The sequence below is a fragment of the Chlamydia muridarum str. Nigg genome (genome assembly GCF_000006685.1).
Classification (GTDB): domain Bacteria; phylum Chlamydiota; class Chlamydiia; order Chlamydiales; family Chlamydiaceae; genus Chlamydia; species Chlamydia muridarum.
In genome coordinates this window covers 763,745-781,878 of record NC_002620.2, presented here as the reverse complement: position 1 = coordinate 781,878, position 18,134 = coordinate 763,745, and the positions used below count along the sequence as shown (strand labels likewise).

Sequence of the window (18,134 nt, the reverse complement as noted above, 5' to 3'; positions counted from 1 at the left end):
TAGAAAGAACTGATTCCCCTGAATGAGAATCAGTTCTTTTTTATGCAAGAGTGAGTAGCGTGAATAGCAAGTGCTTAACTCTCTGGTTATAAATGAATTTTATTTGCAGAGAATAAAAATACAGCAAGCAAAGCTATAAGAGCTAAGGTAGTCATTTTCATGACTTCCTTACGGTTCAAGAATGTCTTTTCTTGATCATGTCTTATTCCCGAGTCTATGTAGAACGGAATTCCTAAAGCAAGGAGAACAGCGACCATAAATAGGTGCTGTAATCCTCCAGCATAGATTAGCCATAGAGAATATAGCGTCCCTAATATTCCCGTGAATATTGCAACGCGGGCCTTGATGGGTGCCTGTTTAGGATATTTTTTACTTAAGCTGAGCTTAACAAGGAAAAGAGAGCTAGTTAAGTAAGCCGGAAGAACCATAACACTGGTGATTTCTAACATGGTATGCCAAGCATTAGAGGAAAAATACACTAACAGCATGGTAATTTGCATCAAGCCGCTTGTAATGAATAAAGAGAATGCAGGTGAGTGTTTAGCATTTTCAATTGCAAAGCATTCTGGGAAAGTGCCATTTTTTGCTGCTGCGTAAGGAATTTCAGCAGTAAGAATAGTCCAGGATAACCAGCTTGTTAAAACAGCAATTAAAAGTCCTGTATTCATAAGGACTTCTCCCCATTTCCCAACTAGAAATTTCAGTACCCCAGCAGTGGAGGGGTCAGCAATCTTAGCAAGTTGATATTGGGATAGAGATCCAAAAGGAAGTAAAGAAAGAAGGACATAAATGAGTAAGCATCCGGAAAACCCTAGGATCGTAGCTTTCCCGACAGAAGAGGGATTTGAGGCTCTTCCAGACATGACTACGGCGCCTTCAATTCCGATAAAGGCCCAGAGGGTGACTAACATGGTGCTTTTAAGCTGAGAGCCGATAGATCCCAGATGGTGTTGGGGAGCAGTTCCCCAAAAATCGGTTTTAAATATTGAGAATTTGAAAAATAGAGCTGTAATGAGAATGAAAATAAGTAGAGGAATTAGAGTAAAAATTACACCAATCACATTCATAAAAGCAGCTTGACGGATGCCTCGTAAGACGATGGAATTGAATACCCAAATAAGGATAGATCCTAATAGAATAGCAGGGAGAGTATTTCCTCCTTCGAAATAGGGGGGAAAGAAATAGTTTAGGGCATCCATGGTAATTACGGCATAGCCGACATTTCCAAAAATTTGGCAAAGCCAGTATCCCCATGCTATTGTAAATCCTACGTAGGGGCCAAATCCTTCTCTACTATAGGTATAGATACCGGCCTTTAAGTCAGGACGAACAAGGGAAAGAGTTTTAAAGGTATTTGCGATAAAAAATATTCCTATTCCGGAGAGAAGCCAGGCAATGATAATAGCCCCTGCGCTTGCAGAGGCTGCCATATTCTGAGGAAGACTGAAAATCCCCCCTCCAACCATGGAGCTGATCACAACTCCAGTAAGAGACAATGTCCCTAAAATTCCTGAAGAGGAGCGTTTTTTCAAGAACATAAAATCCCCCTTGCTTATTGGATAACAACTGGATCTGCATTTTCAAAATTTAAGAAGCCAAGAGCTGTTAAGCAAAATCCGAATTTCTTTTTGATATTGATATAGTTATGGAAATATTGAAATTCACTGTGTTTGCTTACAGAACGCAGGTCAAGTTCATGTTGCAGAGATTTTTTTAACCACATTTTTGCGTGAGATTCAGCGATTTCATCATCGATCCAGGTCGGGAAAAATTCGACATATTCAGCTGCCCAACCGCCTATCAAGTCTCCATTTTTATCTTTCCCCCAACAGATGCCTACTCCTGTTGCTATTGCCTGTGTTCCTTCCGCGACAGCAGCACCTTTACCAGCCATAATGACTTCTAACACGGCACCATGCTTGAAAAATTTTGTACATTGATCAACAGGAAGGATGTTTCCAAATAATTCTTTGGGTAAAACTGAAGTGTAGGGAACAATATTGAAATTTTCGATTTTTGCTTGAAGTAAGGCCGAATCGTAGCAGAAAGTTTCAAAAGGTTGAGGAGGCATTCCGTCATCAGATTCGCCAACGCCTCCTGTATGAAAAGCTAATGTTGGATAACGAGTTCCGTAAGGCATAATGCCTCCTTTTTTGGGGTTATTAAGGTATTTAACTACAAAGCCCCCCTAGGTATTCGTGCAAACCTACTAAATAGCTAGGTTTGCGCGAACGCTATAGACTCGGGCGCTTTGTTTATTTGGACGCAGAGCAGGATAGAGGTAAAGTTGGAAATCTGGAGCAAAGGAGATGTAAGGTCCGCAACCAATAGTTGCAAATCCCTCGATCACAGTTTCATATTTTCTTTGAGCATTTTGAAAGGCGGAGGCGTGTATATTATTGAATGCGCAAGCTACTCCAAATAAGTCTTGTGGGTTACGGTTCAATAAATTAGGAGAGACTAAGCCAAATGAATAGGTTCGGTTAATAGGAGACAATTGGCCTGTGACTCCGCTGTATCTTCCAAATACATAAAGTTTAGAAGAGATGTATTGACTTGCATTCACAGACCAGCCCATTGTCTGCATCATTTGCTCAGGAACCTTTCTGGTTACATAAAGAAGAACAGAGTATTGTCCAGGTCCTAAGCAACAGTGTGGAGCCCAAGATGCATAGCCATGGAAGTTATACTTATTTTTTGTAAGATTATTCCATTTGATCGAGGAACCTGAAATATTATAGGCATCTTGGAACCCAACTTGAAGACAGGTGCTTTCTGTTGGAGCGACTTGTAGATAGGCGCCAAGGCTTCCAGAGGAATAAGTCGCTGTTGGATTTTGCGACAACGCATAACTAATAAATCCTAGCTGCTGATCATTGTTGTACAGCGTTCCGTCTATCGAGTAAAGAGAGTATTGACCAACAGTTAGATTTACTCTCTCATTAGGGAAAGTTTGGGAAAATGTAAGTTGAGAGAATATGTTTTGGCGAGCAGGATAATCATTAATACTTCCTGCAAGCATCATAGTTTGCCCTGCAAGTGCAGCCGTTTCTCTCCAATAACGAACAAGGGTGTATGACACTTGGACAACACCCTTCCCACATGAAGAATCGTAAATCGTAATAGCAGCAGATGGGTTGAAGCAGGTTTGACAACAAGGGGAATCTGCTTCAATAAGGGACTGGGGTTTACCATATCCAAGATCTCGAATAGAGAGCTTAGGAGCCCAAGAGGATCTAGGATTGAACCATTGAGGAAGGATAGACCAGTCTAAAGCAACTTGAGTCCCAGCAGAATTTTTCAGTGTTTGTTTAAGACTCCTAACGGAAATCCCGTTCAAAAACGAGCACTCTGAGACTAAATCACAGATAGGAGATAGGACTCCTCGTTGTTGTGACAAAGGGATAGGATCACTACTATGAGAGTAGGGATTACAAAACTCTTTCCGAACATTCTCTTGAGTGGGCAAGTCCTTTTTATGGTATTGTCTGCGTAGTTTATCATCATAACGGTGATAATGATGGTGTGCAGCCTGCATAGTGTTTGTAAAAGAAAGTGAAAGCAGAGCCGTCAGCAGAATCGAACGGAAGGACACAGAAACCTCACACAGAACTTTTCCATTCATGTAGTAGAAATAAATTTTTTTATCTAGGTTTAATTTCTATTTCAGTAGGAACTATTTATCGAGACGGTGACGTAATAAAAGGGCTGCAGCTTCATTGCTTAAGAGTTTTTGACGGAATAAGTACTGTACTTTAGCAATATCAGGAAGATAGGTAGGGGAGAGATATTTAGGAGCCGTGTAAATGATCCCTAAGTAAGGGATGTTTTTCTGGTTACAAACTTCGCCAACACGCATGACATTGTACTTCTCATTATCGATGTAGATGATTTTTTCTGGTAAATCAGGTTGTGCATCTAGAAAGAGTTGCAACCCTAGCCCTTTATGGATTTCGGCACCGAAAAGAACTCCTTTTGTGAAACTAATGCTTGGGGGGAGACTCGCATAGGGAAGATTTGGCTTGTCGAAAGAGAGGTTTATGGTTGCAAGTTGTTCAAATGTTACATTTTGCGCGCATAGTTGGCGCTCTGAATACGCAAAGACAATTTTGTCTTGATTCTGTACTTTAGTAATGAGTAAAGGGATGGCAGTTTCTATTTGTTTAATAGAGCCTTGATGTTGAATAGCTAACCATTCAGGGTAAATGGCTTCCCAAGCCTCTTTTTCTGATGCTCCTAATGCTCGCATGCCCTGGATAGAACGTTCGAACCAAGACGAGTGACTAAGAGCTTCAGCCCCTTCGAATAGCACATCATCAATATCCAAAATTAGCCAATAGTTAGTGTTGTCATACAAGATGTCAGAAGCGACCTCATGTATAGTTTTTACGGTAACAATATTTTGCGATGCTTCAGAGACCCAGGGGGAGCATAGAAGAATAAAGGCAAATAAAAATCGCATACAGCCTCCTAAAAACGCAGGAGTAGAATAGAAAAAAATTTTTTATGCTGCGATGGAAAAAAGAGAGGCTAGAACAGCGGCTCTACGAGAAAAGTTTTTTTCTAGATGGTTAAAAGAGTGTGTTGGAAACCATAAGCGGAATTGTAAAAGCGCTTGTTGCGCGAACATTTCATGGCCATAGATGATGGAACATCCTTTCAACCGAGCATACTGAGTAAACGAGTTGTGTTTAGGAAGGGTATTGATGTCTACGATAAGAGGAGCTAGAGCTTGAGGAATGATAGAGGAAGGGGGAAGGCAGTTGATGATAAGAGAAACAGAATGTAGCGGAAGATCTTTTATATCAAAAGCTTGCGCTTGGTAACGAGAAGCAATAGCTTCGGCATGGATTTTGGTTCGATTAAAAATGAGAAGCTCGCATCCGGTTCTACTCAATCGTGCTGCGATGGATCGTGCTGCTCCTCCGGCTCCTAAGATAGCAACGCGTTGGTTGCTTAAATCCATGTTGTGTTGAGTCAGGACTGAAAAAAGACCTTCTCCGTCAGTATCATAGCCTATAATTTCTCCTTGTCGAATAACAAGTGTATTACAAGATCCAGAGAGTTTTACAGAGGAATCTTGTTTGTCAAGAAACGGGATGATAGCAGTTTTGAGAGGGGAGGTTACGCTTATTCCTAGAAAGGGAAGAGCTCGAATAGAGGAGAAAAATTCGGGAAGTTCTTGTGGGGTTAGAGGAAGCTTAACATAGGGGCAGGGAATGCTCAGCTGAGAGAAGAAAGGATTATGAGTGAGGTGTCCTATGCTTCTTGAAGTGTCTCCAATGAGAGCGCAGATCTGGGATTGGGGAGAAAGGTTTGTGAAATTGTAAAAGTAGTGATGGTTAAGGGAGAGTTGCCCTGGGGCTACAGGATCAGCCCCTGTAGGGATTGTGTAGGTAAAGGGATTTTGTAAAATAGGAGAGAGTATACGCGAAGACTGGCCGATTTTCCCCAAGCAGAGCACAGTTGTATTCTGAGGGAGAGAGTGCTTTTGACGGCAGATATTCAGGAGATCTGTAGTAGAAGCAGGGGAAACAGCAAGTTTATAGTAATCGATAGATGAAGCCAGCATCTGTGTATATAGTTGTGTAATGTCGGTATGCTCGCTGGTGTGTAAGGAGCGTATGATCTTAATATTAGGATGAAGATGACGAATGTGCAGAATCTCTTCTTCTGGGAAATCTTTATCTAAATCCAAATAGGTTGGATGAAGCTTAGCTAGTGATTGTATTTTTTTTACCCAGGCTTGTGGCGTACAGGATGGGGGTTTTTTCCATGTAAGGACAGAAATAGGAGCTAGGAGAATCAGTTTTTGTAGTTCTGCATCGGATACAGTAAGAAGATCTGCACGCATTTCAAAGCAACGGCATTTTTTTAAAGAGCGCAATAGCTGATTTCTGGCTTCAAGGAAAGAAGGGCCTCTAATGATCGTGCATAGCATGGAGATCTTCCTTTAAAATGTGTGTAAGAAAATGATTAGATGCAGGTTGGCAGAAACTACCATTACAAGAGGCTGCGAGTCCGATCTCTTCTATCATAACGAAAGGAGGTAAAGAGGCATTTTGTTTTTTCTTATCATAGCTGAGAGCAGAAAGAATTTGACTACAACTGTGAATAGGAATTTGAGCTTGTGCGTACAGATCTTTCAAAGAAGTAGGAAGTTGGTATCTCAGGAGATCCTGAACTAAAAAATGTAAGATATTTGGGTTGCGAGCGACTCCCATGGCTAGAGAAAGTTTCGTTTCCAGAACCATTCCCACGCTTATAGCAAAACCATGAGAAATTTTCCCTGTAAATAGCATTTCCAAAGCATGTCCTAACGTATGCCCAAAATTTAAAATCTGACGTATTCCATGATCTCTAATATCTTTTCCCACTATAGAGGCCTTACAAAGACAGTTGCGTTTGATGAGAAGAGACAGTTGTTTCGTGGAGCGTAAAGAAGCTGGATTTTGAAGGATAGGGAGAATAGAAGCATCCGCTATATAGGCATGTTTGATGCACTCAGCTATTCCATGATAAAATTCTTGTTCAGGAAGAGAAGAGAGCACAGAGGGGCAAATCCATACATCTTTAGGTAAATAAAAAGAGCCAATGCGATTTTTAATATGATCCAAATTGATTCCATTTTTCCCCCCAATACTGGCATCGATCATAGCAACTAGGGTTGTGGGTACGGCAATGAAAGGCATGCCTCGACAATGTGTAGAGGCTACAAATCCTACAATATCCAAAACAACGCCACCTCCAACACCAATAAGAGTAGCTTGCCTAGGGATAGTAAGAGTTGCTAGCTGTTTATGCAAATAGAGGAAGGTGGTTTCTGTTTTTGCCTGTTCTCCTTCTGGAATGATAAGGATTTCTACAGAAAATCCTAATGAGCGAGCCGTTTCTAATAAAGGCGGGAGTACGAGTATTTCTAGCGTAGAATTGGTGATAAAAATCAAAGGAGAAGTTTTTGCTAAGGTAGCAAATAGCTGGGGATCGCACAGGGAATCTACTAAGTGCATAGGGTGGGGTTTATCTGTGATGAGTTCTATCATAATTTAGCACAGCGGTGTTGAAGGAGAAGGTCTACTAAAGTGAGATCAAGCATGGCTTCAACAACGGTAACAGCTCGAATTGCCACGCAGGGATCATGACGCCCTTGTTTAGGGGTTTTATATGTGATGGGCTCTCCATCCTTTGATACGGAGGGACAAGGTTTTCGAATAGATGAAGTGGGTTTAAAGGCTACTCGGCCTTCAAGAGGTTGTCCGATGCTAATGCCTCCTAAAGTTCCTCCGCATCGATTCGTTTGGAAAGATATCTCTCCTTCCTTAGCAATAAAAGAATCTAGATAAGTAGAGCCTGTCATATGTGCTGAAGCAAACCCTTCTCCTATTTCAAATCCCTTGGTTGCGGGGATGCTCATCATACCAGCCGCTAAAAGAGCTGGGAGTTTCCCAAACACGGGCTCTCCTAGGCCTATAGGTAGGGGAGAAGTGATAAAAGAAACGATCCCTCCGAAGGAATCTTCTGGATCATGGAGAAGAAGATTTTGAATTTCCTCTTGAGAGAGGATGGTATAAAAGGGAGATGAATAGACCTTTCGTATTAGAGGATCGGTGAGTTTTGGGTAGGTTTTATTTTCTAAGGGACCGAATCCAGAAAGGAAGGCGAGTGTTTTGATTCCCTGAGATGAGAGAATTTTTTTAGCAACCACGCCTGCTGCTACTCGAGCAGCTGTTTCTCTAGCGGAGGATCGTCCTCCTCCGCGGTTATCTGCAAAACCGTATTTACCTTCGTAAGCAAATTGTGCATGTCCTGGGCGGTAGCAGTCATTTAGTTGCTCGTAAGAAGTACTGGATGCATCCTCGTTTTGAATAAGAAGAGAAATGGGGGTTCCCGTTGTTTTTTGTTGGTAGACACCAGATAAAATGGTCACCGAGTCTGTTTCTTGGCGAGGAGAGGTGTGGAGTTGTCCAGGTCTTCTTCTTTTCATAGCGGGAAGAAAATCTTCTGGTGCTAAAGGAAGTCCAGCGGGACAACCATCAATAACGACTCCGATAGAGGGACCGTGAGATTCTCCCCAGGTAGTAATAGAAAATAGGGATCCATATTGATTATGCATAAGGAATCTCTTGTGCAGTCAAGAATTGCAAGCAAAAACTTTGACAAACTTCTCCTATCTCATGAAGAGAGGTAGCTGCTTGTAAAGAGAAAATATGGGGGGTGAGCAGGCGAAGTTTTTCTAAGCGCTGGAACAAAGCATTTTCTAATGAAGGGGTATTTTTAAGGCTTTCTGGAAGCGGTTTTTTTTGTAAGCGTTGATATAAGGTAGCAAAGGGGAGGTCGAGTAAGACTAAAAGAATGTTTTCCCGTTGGGTAATATGTTCATAGATTTGTTTATCGAGAAGGGTCTTCCCTCCCAATGCAACTACACTAGGGATAACAGGAAGGTTAATTAAAGTGAGGAGTTCTTCTTGGCAAAACCCTTCTTCTCCGAAACGTTGGTAAATGGCTTTAGGGGAATCCCCATGAAAACGAGCAGAAAGAAGATGATCCGTGTCAAAAAAGGGAAGCGATAAAAACTGAGCTAAAAGTCTCCCAAAAGAGGTTTTACCTACAGAGGGAAGACCGCAAAGAAAAATCTGCTTGGTGGTGTCGAATGTTGGCATGTAGTGTCTGTGCAGCAATCACGAAATGAGGAAAACTCTTATTTACACATTGTGTGTTACAAAGGAGGGTTTGTCCGGAAGAGGCATGAACTCCTGCTACAGCAAGAGCCATGGCAATGCGATGATCATTGTGAGAATGAACAACTGCTCCATGCAATCGAGAAGGCTCTATATACAGACCATCTTGAGTAGGATGAACTGAGCCACCCATCTTCCGCAACTCATGGGCAATAGCTTCAATGCGATTGCTTTCTTTGTCTCTTGCTCCTAGCGCATTATACAAATGCGATGGGTTTTTGGCAAAGCAGCAGAGAACAGCTAGTATAGGAAGAGCATCTATAAAAGGATCCATATCAATGACTCCTCCAGAGAAGGAAGATGGGCGGATTTCAATGTGGTCTTTTTCAATAACAATGTCTGCTCCTAAGCTTTTTAAAAGAGAGAAGAGTTGTTTGTCTCCCTGAGGGTCTTTGGAGGGAAGATTATATAGCACTGTTGGGTTTGAGGATGAGGATAGCAACCCCAGAGCAGCTAGAAAAGCAGCGGAACTGTAATCTCCTGGAACAGAGTAGGAAAAGCTTTTTATGGATTGTGCTCCGGGGAAGAATAAAGAATCTTGTTCTCTGGAAAAGGAGATGTTTAAAGAATGGAGCCAGTCTAGGGTTAGGTCAAACCAGGGACGTTCTTTCAGATTTTCAATGGAAAAGGAAAGAGGATGGGGCGCTACTGCTGCGGTAATGGCTAAGGCAGATGCATATTGGGAATCTTGTCCAGAGATAGTAACATGTCCTGAGGATATAGGGCCTCGAATAACAAAAGGAATGGAAGAAGATTTCTTTTGACGAATTTCCGATCCAAGTTGTTCTAAGCTAGAAAGAAGAGGTTCGATAGGGCGTCTTTTGAGTGTGTGGGCTCCTGTAATGAGGATAGGGGATGGGGATAAAGAAGAAAGAGCCGTTAGGAATCGTAGAGCTATGCCAGAGTTTCCCATATGGAAATGGTGAGAGGAGTATTGGGAATAAGGAGGAGGATTCCCTTGTATATGCAGAGTTTCTCCAACTCTCGTAATACGAGCTCCAAATTTTTTGCATGCTGAGAGCATAGTGTCGGTGTCGGGAGAGGAAAGACTATTGTTTATGATGGAGGTCCCTTTAGATAGCGAGGCAAAAAGGATGGCTCGTAGAGAGTGAGATTTTGAAGGAGGGATGGAAAATTCTCCATAAGGAGCCGAAGGGGAAATCAGAAAGGCTTGGTTCAAAGGGACCACACGTTGAAAAAGATTAAAGATGAGGAGCTAATGTAATCTTTAGAAGACTTTTTTTCATGATATACTTGTTTGATATGATAAAAATGAGATGTGCTACTTTTTATTGTGAAAGGGATTTTATTTTGTTGTTATAATTAATCTTAATTAAAAAGATTTTGTTTTTTATGGTTTCTAGGGTTCCCGGAAATAGTGAGCCTATTGATGTAAATGCTATTGGAGACCTTTCTTTAATACAAAATCAGGGATCAAGCACCTATATACCAATGGTTTCGATTCCTGAAGAAGGTGTTTCGAAATCAGGGCAAGCACTAAAACATTCTGCAGGGCTAATCGCTGGTATTGTGGTGTTAGGCGTTGCGTTAGCTATTGTAGCTGTTGCTTTAACGATACTCGCTCCGGGAGCTCCTCAAGCTATAGTTTTAGCAATTGCCTTTGCTGGAATTTCTGTGGGAGGTGTTACTACACTTCGCAGTCTTATTAACGGAATAAAGGATTTAGTTGCTCCTCGAATGTCTGTTAAGCAGCGAGCAAAAAGTGCTGCTTTACTCGGAGCTGGATTAGCAGGTGCAGGCCTTGTATTGAAATTTGGATCTTCTTATATTCCAGGGGGATATGGAAGTACTATAGGAAAGTTTGGGGATATTTCTTATAGTAGAGGGAGTGGAGCTTTGTTCGCAGGGTTTGCGCACTATCTCTATGTGCGGTTTTTTCAATCCAAAAAGGCTGCATCAGGAGTTGACCTTACTCCAGAAGAAATGCTTGTTGAAGGGGCAAAAATTCGGAAGATCGCGAGATGTTTAGTCTTATTAGGGGCTGGATTTGCTTGCTTAGGCATTTCTTTAGCTGTTGTTGGGACTCTTGTGGCAACAGGGGGCGCAGCCGCAGCTCTTATAGTTTTTGCCCCTCCTTTGATTAGCTTAGGCATTTCTTTAGTTATCTCTAATATGTTGCATACGACTCTTGGTCAATGGAGAGTCTTTGCTAGAGCGCAACAAGAACAAGATTTGCTTGCAGAGACTAAATTAAAAAACATCGCTCAGGCGGACTTTAGCCGTAAGGTAGAAGGAAAGGTGGAAGTGGATATTTCTGAAAGTGCCTTCACTTCCGCCTCTGTTGAACGTTTATCCGATAAAGAGATCAATCAAGCACTGTCTCTAACAAAAAAACAGAAAAGAATACTTGCCTTGTCAGGATTATTATTGGTGGCAGGAATTACATGCACTGTATTAGCAGGCTTTGGCGGGTTCCCTGTTGTACAGGTTCTATTGCTCTCTTCCATAGGAGGAGCTATATCGTCATCAGCCGTTCCTATGGTTGCTTCTGGAGTTATTCATGCCGTGCATCAATTAAGGGCTAGATTGCAAATTAGTTTGGCTCGAAGAAGGGAAGCTAGGCTGAAGGCTCGTATGATGAATGAAATGTTTGAGCAAGAAGGTCGTACCATTTTACTTTCAAAAGAAGAAAAAGATGAGACATGGGAACGAGCTGGGAGATCCGTAATTGTACAAACCGAAAAAGCTATTCGCGAGCATGTGAATCAGGCGAATAAAGAGGAAAAGTTTCAGTCTATTATCGTTGCTACGATGATCCTTTTGTCTGGGTTAGCTATTTTGGCATTGACTCTAGTACCGGGATTAGCTCCTATAGCTGGAGGAGTTTTGGCGATAGGAGGAGTGCTTTTAGGAATTAGTATTACGATGTATCTTCAGAAATTGATTCATTGGTTACATCAACAGCTAGTTAAACTCTACAATCATGTTCAACATAGACAAAGTATCATTGTTCAAGGGTCAGAAGAATGTGATTTTGACGCAGAAGATATCATAGTCGATCTTGTGGCAGATTCCTTTGAAATTGACGGAGATGCTTTCTTAGAAGCATAAGGGCTATTTTTTTATTCATCTAAATCACGAAAAGATTTCTATATGTTTATTAGCTAACTAATGAAGTTAGCTGATTCATGTTCCTTTTCATCTTGGAGCTATTTCCTAACTTATATTATACTCCGGCCGTTTCGTTTAAAGATTGGCTATTGAAGGAAGATCCTTTAGTTAGCAGAGAACGTAGATTAGAGTTGCTGACAGTATTATGAAAAAAAGCGTGGGTCTTATTGGAAATACTGGGAGGATGGGGGGGCTGTTAACAGAAGCGTTGCGTTCTCACCCTCGTTGTCTTTTGGGGAAGGGATTTTCAAGAAGATCGCAGACTTTGTTGAAAGAAGTCGTTTTAGAAAATGATATTCTTATAGACTTTTCAGCTCCTGAAGTTACAGAAACGCTTATGGATATTTTATTGGTAACGCCTAAGCCTGTAATTATTGGAACCACAGGATTTTCCGATAATAGCGTTATTAGGGACAAATTGTCTTTGTTATCGGAATATGTTCCTGTCATTTTTAGCCCAAACATGAGTTTGGGCGCCTATGTGCAGAGAAGACTAACTGCTTGTGCGGCTAAGTTATTCGATGCTTCTTATGATGTACGTATCTTAGAGACTCATCATCGCACGAAGGTAGATGCCATTTCTGGTACAGCACTTTCGTTAGCAGAGGCTATCTGCTCTGCAAAAAAAGACCATTTTGGGGATGAGCAGGAACCTTGTATCGAGATGTTCGGTTCTCGTGTCGGCAACATTTTTGGAGAACACGAAGTATCTTTTGTGGGGAAAAACGAGCGTTTTGTTATTCGTCATGAGGCCTTCTCTCGGCAGACTTTTTCTGATGGAGTGCTGATCATTTTAAGGAAAATTATGGAAGAAAGGTTGCCTGCAGGGTATTACACTTCTGATGTTTTGTATGAAAGTCTATTTCAGGAAGTTGTTTTTGATTAAGAGCTAAAGGTGACGATGCGCATTGCAATTTTGGGTGCTACAGGCCTTGTCGGACAAAAGCTAATCGCTTTGTTACAAAGGCATAAGCAGTGGGAGATTGCCGAATTGAGTGCTTCTCCTAAGAAGCACTCATTGCGTTATGAGTCTGCGTGTTTATGGCAAGAGCCTTTAATGGCCATGCCAGAATCTGTTCAAGATCTTACAATTCGTTCTATTGAAGAGATTGAATCCGATATTGTTGTGTCTTGTCTTCCTACATCCGTTGCTTTTTCTGCAGAAACCGCTTGTCTGTCCTCAGGGAAAATCGTGTTTTCCAACTCTGGCGCTTATCGAATGCATGAATCGGTGCCTATTTTAATTCCTGAGGTCAATAGTGATCACATATCCCTTCTAGATGATCAGCCTTTTTTAGGGAAAATCGTTACCAATTCTAACTGCTGTGTCTCGGGTATTGCTTTAGCTCTTAGGCCACTGCTTCCATTTGATATCGAACATGTGCATGTTGTTACTTTACAGTCTGCTAGTGGGGCTGGATATCCAGGAGTTTCTTCTTTGGATTTAATTGGGAATACGATTCCGCATATCCTAGGAGAGGAAGAAAAAATACATCAGGAGACTTTAAAAATTTTAGGCAGCCCCAGTTCTCCTGCAGAATTTTCCATAACGGCATCTGTTCATCGTGTTCCCGTTATGTATGGGCATGTCATCTCGATGCATGTAATGTTTGCCCAAGAAGTTTCTTTGGAAAAGATCTTTTGTTGTTACGAAAAATATTCTGATACGTATGTCCTTTATGATTCTCCTTGGCATCCTCAGGTGCAAAAAGATCTCCTTCACGATGATATGCGCTTACATATAGGTCCTATCTCTCATGGTGGAAGTGCGAAAACAATTAAAATGTGCGTTCTTCTTCATAATTTGGTTCGAGGCGCTGCAGGAGCCTTAATATCGAATATGAATTTTCTCCAGGATAGGGTGAATCTTTTCTATCAAGAGGGGCTGGCACATGTTTAAAGAGAAAAAAGCGCCTCTTGTTTGCAAGTTCGGAGGAACGAGTGTAGGAACATCCTCCAGCATCCAACGTGTTTGCGAGATTATCCGAAAGGAAAAGCCCTCTTTCGTAGTTGTCAGTGCAGTGGCTGGTGTTACAGATTTATTGGAAGAGTTTTGTCGGGCACCTGTAGGACAGAAATCTCAATTCACGGCCATGATTCGGGAGAAACATGAATCTATTGCTAAAGAGTTGGGGATAGACGTTGCTATCGAACCTTTTTTAGGGCCTTTAAAGCAATTTGAGGGCGCTGGACATCTTCAGCAAGAAGACCAAGCAAAGATTCTAGCTATAGGAGAAGATTTATCTGCTTCCCTAATTTGTAGTTATTGCCGTGCAAATAGTCTGCAGCTTGAGCAGCTAGAAGCTCGTCAGGTGATATTGACTGACTCACAATTTTTGCGAGCGGAACCAGATTTAGCTTTGATGCAAACTATGTGGGGAGAGTTGGTATTAAAAGAGAATACGATTTATCTTATGCAGGGATTCTTGGGAGCAACAGCTTCTGGGGCAACTACAGTTCTTGGGAGAGGGGGCAGCGATTTTTCTGCCTCTTTGGTAGGAGAACTATGTGAAGCGAGGGAGCTGCGTATTTACACAGATGTTCGTGGTGTACATACCGCAGATCCTAAGATTCTAAAAGATACGCAACTCATAGATTTTTTAACATTTGAGGAGATGCAGGAGTTAGCAAGTTCTGGGTCTAAAGTGTTGCACCAGGATATGTTAAAGCCTTGTATTCGAGCAAAAGTCCCTATTTTTGTGACTTCAACGTTTGATTTAACTAAAGAGGGAACCTGGATTTGTGCCTCATTGAATGAGGGTGTAGAAGGGCCTGAGATAAAAGCTCTTTCGTTAAAGGCAAATCAGGCTCTTTGGTTTGTGGAATACCATTCTCCTTTGATGAGATTAGAGAATGTTTTGAGATGTGTGCGAGGCCTAGGATCGATTCCTGGAGTTGTTATGGCTCAAAATTCTGGAGTATATTTCACCGTGGATTGGGAAGAAAATAACCAGTCAATGACAGAAGCTCTTAGAGAATTTGGTGCGGTGAGTTGTGAAGGTCCTGTGTCTTTGGTTGCATTAGTTGGAGCTAAGTTGACTTCTTGGAGTATGACAGGAGTTTTTGATGCTTTGCAAGGGACTCCGGTATTGTATTGGAGCCAAACAGATACAGTTATTAACTTAATTATTAATGAAGAGTCTGGAGTCGTGGTAACGAAGTTACTTCACGATTACGTATTGGGATTAAACAGGAGTGGTTTATGAGCGTCGTGACGGCTTGTATTACGCCTTTTAAAGCGGATTTATCTATTGATTTCGCTGCTTTAGAGAGCGTGGTCCGTTCGCAAGAGCATGCTGGTAATGGAGTCTTTTTATTTGGGAGCACGGGAGAGAGTTTATCTTTAGCGTATGAAGAAAAATTTGCAGCTCTTTCATTTGTTTCTACCTTGAAATTGAATGTCCCTCTGTTCTTAGGAGTCACGGCTACGTCTATTCAAGAAGCGATTTCTTGGATTGAATTTGCTCAACGATGGCCTATAGATGGTTTTTTTGTTCCAACTCCTCTTTACACTAAGCCGGGACTTTATGGACAGAAGGTTTGGTTTGAGAAAATTTTGAGTGTGAGTAAGAAGCCGATCATTCTTTATAATAATCCTTCTCGTACTGGAGTGGCTTTGCATCCAGAGGTAGTCAAATCCTTGGCTTCGCATCCTTTATGCATGGGGGTTAAGGATTCTGGTGGATCAACACAAGCTTGCACGCTTTTTGCAGAATCAGGAGTACGAGTATTTTGTGGTGATGATGGGATGTGGCCAGAAATGCGTTTGTCTGGAGCTTCTGGATTAGTTTCTGTGTTATCTAACGTTTGGCCAGAGTTAGCCCGAGATTATGTGGCTCAATGTCGATCTATAGATGCGTGGAAGAAGACGTGTTCTTGGCTTGAGTTGTCTGTGAATCCTTTAGGGATTAAGGCTTTAATGGCTGCGCAGAAAATGATCGAATGTGAATTGGTGCGCCCACCGCTATCTATACGAGATTTTCAAGAAAGAGATCAGCTTGCGGATATCCTAGCTTGTAGAGCTATTTTGCAGGCAGAACTGCTATCGGTATGTGTGCAGTGATTTAAGGTAATCCCTAAATAATGTGCTTTATCACAAGCGGAGTGGGATTGAAATGAACCTACCTTAACCATGCCTCTTGTTGCTTCCCTCCTGTAGGGGGTAATGAGGGGTTTTCTATTTTCAATACGGAGCGATTTCTATTTTTATGAAAAAAACATTCTTTTTTGGTTTTGTGGGTTTCGTTTGCTTACTGTCTACAGTGGATGGTATGGGAGAAGGTCTTTATAGAGGATCCAATGGAAGGATGACATTTATTTCGGGAGTGGAATCGGATGATAATCAGTTGGAATTCGAGCGAAATAAAAATCTCCGTATTACCGAGATTTTAAAAGAAATATGTGAAGATATAGGCATAAGGGATGCTCTTTTTCTAGAAGGGATATCAGATCCTTTTGAACTTTGTGAATTATTAAGAAAGTTCTTGGTGAACAACAAGGCTCAAACTTCTGACCAGTCAATTCCTATTCGTGAGGCTTTATCAGATGGCGAACAGCTTATTTCAGACGCAGTCATTATAGATAGCATGGAAGAGCATGGAGCGGGGACAATCCCTATTAGTGAAAGCATGATAAAGGATGTTCTCGATGCTTTGCAGCAATGTAAAGAATCTTTTCAACGTAAAGAAAAGGAAGAAAGTTTAGAAAAAAAAGATTTAGAATTGCGAGAAAGAGAGCTCGCTTTAAGAAAAGAGCGTTTATCTTGGGAGCGAGAAATGGCAGAAAAAGAATGGGCTTGGAAAAAGAAATTGTACATCCGTGAGTTCGTGAAGCTAGAACAGAAATAGGTTTAGGGACTAAACCTAAAGGAAATCTTTTCTTTGTATGCAAAATAGTATTTCTTGTAGCATTGAACAATGGTTTTTTAGATTAATTTCCACAGAGGCTGTTGGTTAAAAGACTTTCAGTACCGTGCTCTCTATTATGGTGTGGTAAAGGTGCCTGTGGTTAATTTAAGAGCCGGATATATGGTATCCATTCAGTGAATTTGGAGGGAGTAATGGTTGCTAAGAGCATCGCTAAGGGGTATTCTGAAACTCTTATAAGTAATCCTTTCGTAAAGGTTATCACTGGATCTTTGTTCTTAGCTTGTTTAGCTAAGATTAGTATAAATTTACCCTTCACTCCAGTTCCTGTTACTTTTCAGACGTTAGGGATTTTTTGTTTGGGGCTTGCTATGACTCCTCGTATGGCTGTGGCTACTGTAGGAGCCTATTTGTTAGAAGGGTTATTTCTCCCAGTGTTTTGCAACCCTGCATGTGGAGTAGCTGTATTCTGCGGCCCCACCGCCGGGTACCTATTTTCCTTTGTCCCCGCGGTGGCACTGATTTCTTGGCTATACGGTAAATGCGGAGGAACAAAAGCCAAGTCACTAGTTGTGGCATTGATTTTGTTTGTTGGGGGAGGAGTTAGCCTTTGTCTAGGAGCATTATGGCTTGCTTGCTTCTTAAAAAGTGTTGGAGTTTCGGCTTCTCTTGATCTGGCTGGGGCTTTCAAAATGGGCGTGTTACCATTCTTAGTGGGCAAGATTGTTAAGATTGCTCTTGTTGTTCAGGGGAGATCGGTACGAAAATTCTTTATTGGAAGATAGGCTGTGTTAAGAAAGGGTATTTCCTCTTCTAGGAGAAGCCTTCCTAAAATGTTAGAAGGCTTTTTTTGCATTCGGCTAGTTTTCAGTTTCGATTCGAGAGACTAATTCTTGTATATAATCGCGATCTTCAGGAGATAGGTCTCGTGGGGACAAGGCATTTATATCGACCGTATTTTCCAATCCCTCGAAAGGATTTTCGCTGATAAAGAACCCTTCATCTACGCATGGCTCTACAAAAATAATGTCAGAACGTTTCTCTAACGAAGAGACTTCTTTTTGTAATTTACGGATAGTGAGTGTTTGGTAGGTAGAGAGTGCGATAGCACACACTAAAGAAGTTATTGCTAAAGCAAGGGCAGCAACCAGAAGCCCCGATCCTAATAAGGGACTTGGAGCTAAGAGAGCTATGCCTAATCCTAACAATACAATAGACGCTATTCGGATTATGAGGAGAGAACACTGGATAGCTGTAACTACTCGTTGTTTTGTCTTGGGATGTACATTGTTAGGGGAGGAGCTGTGAACAGAAGAATCTGAACTGGGGGATTGTGTTGTTGGAGAGGTTGATGTAGAGACCGAATTGACCATAAAGAATCTCTTTGTTGTTTAAGTGT

General features: G+C 41.6%; 17 protein-coding genes. 7 read left to right on the top strand and 10 right to left on the bottom strand.

Annotation, left to right across the window (positions count from 1 at the left end; genetic code table 11):
• Positions 1-86 precede the first annotated feature (86 nt).
• The 9 genes from TC_RS03310 to aroA form a co-directional block, all read right to left on the bottom strand.
• On the bottom strand, positions 87-1,538 hold the full coding sequence (locus tag TC_RS03310) for an amino acid permease (protein WP_010231123.1): 1,452 nt from the start codon (positions 1,536-1,538) through the stop codon (positions 87-89).
• A gap of 14 nt (positions 1,539-1,552) precedes the next feature.
• Positions 1,553-2,140: a pyruvoyl-dependent arginine decarboxylase gene (locus TC_RS03305; RefSeq protein ID WP_010231121.1), complete on the bottom strand. Its 588-nt coding sequence runs from the start codon at positions 2,138-2,140 to the stop codon at positions 1,553-1,555.
• A gap of 69 nt (positions 2,141-2,209) precedes the next feature.
• Entirely contained in the window at positions 2,210-3,538 is a 1,329-nt protein-coding gene (locus tag TC_RS03300) for a carbohydrate porin (protein ID WP_010231119.1), read from the bottom strand.
• A 138-nt stretch (positions 3,539-3,676) separates the two neighbouring features.
• Positions 3,677-4,462 (bottom strand): DUF2608 domain-containing protein, encoded by a 786-nt coding sequence (locus TC_RS03295; protein ID WP_010231115.1) that lies wholly within the window; start codon positions 4,460-4,462, stop codon positions 3,677-3,679.
• A gap of 42 nt (positions 4,463-4,504) precedes the next feature.
• Positions 4,505-5,941, bottom strand: a complete 1,437-nt coding sequence (locus TC_RS03290; protein ID WP_010231110.1) for a bifunctional 3-dehydroquinate dehydratase/shikimate dehydrogenase — start codon at positions 5,939-5,941, stop codon at positions 4,505-4,507.
• Positions 5,922-7,043, bottom strand: a complete 1,122-nt coding sequence (gene aroB, locus TC_RS03285) for a 3-dehydroquinate synthase (protein WP_010231103.1) — start codon at positions 7,041-7,043, stop codon at positions 5,922-5,924. The genes TC_RS03290 and aroB overlap by 20 nt, the downstream gene beginning before the upstream one ends.
• A complete protein-coding gene (aroC, locus tag TC_RS03280) occupies positions 7,040-8,113 on the bottom strand; it encodes a chorismate synthase (RefSeq protein WP_010231100.1) in 1,074 nt (357 codons plus the stop codon). The genes aroB and aroC overlap by 4 nt, the downstream gene beginning before the upstream one ends.
• The gene (locus TC_RS03275) at positions 8,106-8,660 is read right to left on the bottom strand and encodes a shikimate kinase (protein ID WP_010231096.1); all 555 of its coding nucleotides are present in this window, start codon (positions 8,658-8,660) and stop codon (positions 8,106-8,108) included. Before TC_RS03275 ends, aroC begins: the two co-directional genes overlap by 8 nt.
• Positions 8,602-9,927 carry a 3-phosphoshikimate 1-carboxyvinyltransferase gene (gene aroA / locus TC_RS03270; protein WP_010232860.1) on the bottom strand — a complete coding sequence of 442 codons (1,326 nt, stop codon included), beginning with the start codon at positions 9,925-9,927 and terminating at the stop codon, positions 8,602-8,604. Before aroA ends, TC_RS03275 begins: the two co-directional genes overlap by 59 nt.
• 164 nt (positions 9,928-10,091) lie before the next feature.
• On the opposite strand from aroA, the gene TC_RS03265 reads away from it, so the two are divergent.
• From TC_RS03265 to TC_RS03235, 7 genes are all read left to right on the top strand, one after another.
• A complete protein-coding gene (locus TC_RS03265) occupies positions 10,092-11,810 on the top strand; it encodes a hypothetical protein (RefSeq protein WP_010231093.1) in 1,719 nt (572 codons plus the stop codon).
• A gap of 205 nt (positions 11,811-12,015) precedes the next feature.
• Positions 12,016-12,756 carry a 4-hydroxy-tetrahydrodipicolinate reductase gene (gene dapB / locus TC_RS03260; RefSeq protein WP_010231088.1) on the top strand — a complete coding sequence of 247 codons (741 nt, stop codon included), beginning with the start codon at positions 12,016-12,018 and terminating at the stop codon, positions 12,754-12,756.
• A gap of 9 nt (positions 12,757-12,765) precedes the next feature.
• Positions 12,766-13,770 (top strand): aspartate-semialdehyde dehydrogenase, encoded by a 1,005-nt coding sequence (gene asd, locus TC_RS03255; RefSeq protein WP_010231086.1) that lies wholly within the window; start codon positions 12,766-12,768, stop codon positions 13,768-13,770.
• Positions 13,763-15,076 (top strand): aspartate kinase, encoded by a 1,314-nt coding sequence (locus TC_RS03250; RefSeq protein ID WP_010231084.1) that lies wholly within the window; start codon positions 13,763-13,765, stop codon positions 15,074-15,076. Before asd ends, TC_RS03250 begins: the two co-directional genes overlap by 8 nt.
• Positions 15,073-15,933, top strand: coding sequence for a 4-hydroxy-tetrahydrodipicolinate synthase (dapA, locus tag TC_RS03245; protein ID WP_010231083.1), 861 nt, complete (start codon positions 15,073-15,075; stop codon positions 15,931-15,933). Before TC_RS03250 ends, dapA begins: the two co-directional genes overlap by 4 nt.
• Positions 15,934-16,078: 145 nt before the next feature.
• Entirely contained in the window at positions 16,079-16,717 is a 639-nt protein-coding gene (locus TC_RS03240) for a hypothetical protein (protein ID WP_010231081.1), read from the top strand.
• A gap of 212 nt (positions 16,718-16,929) precedes the next feature.
• A complete protein-coding gene (locus TC_RS03235; protein ID WP_010231080.1) occupies positions 16,930-17,520 on the top strand; it encodes a biotin transporter BioY in 591 nt (196 codons plus the stop codon).
• Between the two features lie 75 nt (positions 17,521-17,595).
• On the opposite strand, the gene TC_RS03230 is transcribed toward TC_RS03235, so the two are convergent.
• Entirely contained in the window at positions 17,596-18,108 is a 513-nt protein-coding gene (locus TC_RS03230) for a hypothetical protein (protein ID WP_010231079.1), read from the bottom strand.
• Positions 18,109-18,134: the final 26 nt, after the last annotated feature.

Excerpts from the sequence above, each read along its gene's own strand:
- TC_RS03310 (WP_010231123.1), bottom strand. The coding sequence starts at position 1,538 with ATGTTCTTGAAAAAACGCTCCTCTTCAGGAATTTTAGGGACATTGTCT.
- TC_RS03305 (WP_010231121.1), bottom strand. The coding sequence starts at position 2,140 with ATGCCTTACGGAACTCGTTATCCAACATTAGCTTTTCATACAGGAGGC.
- TC_RS03300 (WP_010231119.1), bottom strand. The coding sequence starts at position 3,538 with ATGCAGGCTGCACACCATCATTATCACCGTTATGATGATAAACTACGC.
- TC_RS03295 (WP_010231115.1), bottom strand. The coding sequence starts at position 4,462 with ATGCGATTTTTATTTGCCTTTATTCTTCTATGCTCCCCCTGGGTCTCT.
- TC_RS03290 (WP_010231110.1), bottom strand. The coding sequence starts at position 5,941 with ATGCTATGCACGATCATTAGAGGCCCTTCTTTCCTTGAAGCCAGAAAT.
- aroB (WP_010231103.1), bottom strand. The coding sequence starts at position 7,043 with ATGATAGAACTCATCACAGATAAACCCCACCCTATGCACTTAGTAGAT.
- aroC (WP_010231100.1), bottom strand. The coding sequence starts at position 8,113 with ATGCATAATCAATATGGATCCCTATTTTCTATTACTACCTGGGGAGAA.
- TC_RS03275 (WP_010231096.1), bottom strand. The coding sequence starts at position 8,660 with ATGCCAACATTCGACACCACCAAGCAGATTTTTCTTTGCGGTCTTCCC.
- TC_RS03265 (WP_010231093.1), top strand. The coding sequence starts at position 10,092 with ATGGTTTCTAGGGTTCCCGGAAATAGTGAGCCTATTGATGTAAATGCT.
- dapB (WP_010231088.1), top strand. The coding sequence starts at position 12,016 with ATGAAAAAAAGCGTGGGTCTTATTGGAAATACTGGGAGGATGGGGGGG.
- TC_RS03250 (WP_010231084.1), top strand. The coding sequence starts at position 13,763 with ATGTTTAAAGAGAAAAAAGCGCCTCTTGTTTGCAAGTTCGGAGGAACG.
- dapA (WP_010231083.1), top strand. The coding sequence starts at position 15,073 with ATGAGCGTCGTGACGGCTTGTATTACGCCTTTTAAAGCGGATTTATCT.
- TC_RS03240 (WP_010231081.1), top strand. The coding sequence starts at position 16,079 with ATGAAAAAAACATTCTTTTTTGGTTTTGTGGGTTTCGTTTGCTTACTG.
- TC_RS03235 (WP_010231080.1), top strand. The coding sequence starts at position 16,930 with ATGGTTGCTAAGAGCATCGCTAAGGGGTATTCTGAAACTCTTATAAGT.
- TC_RS03230 (WP_010231079.1), bottom strand. The coding sequence starts at position 18,108 with ATGGTCAATTCGGTCTCTACATCAACCTCTCCAACAACACAATCCCCC.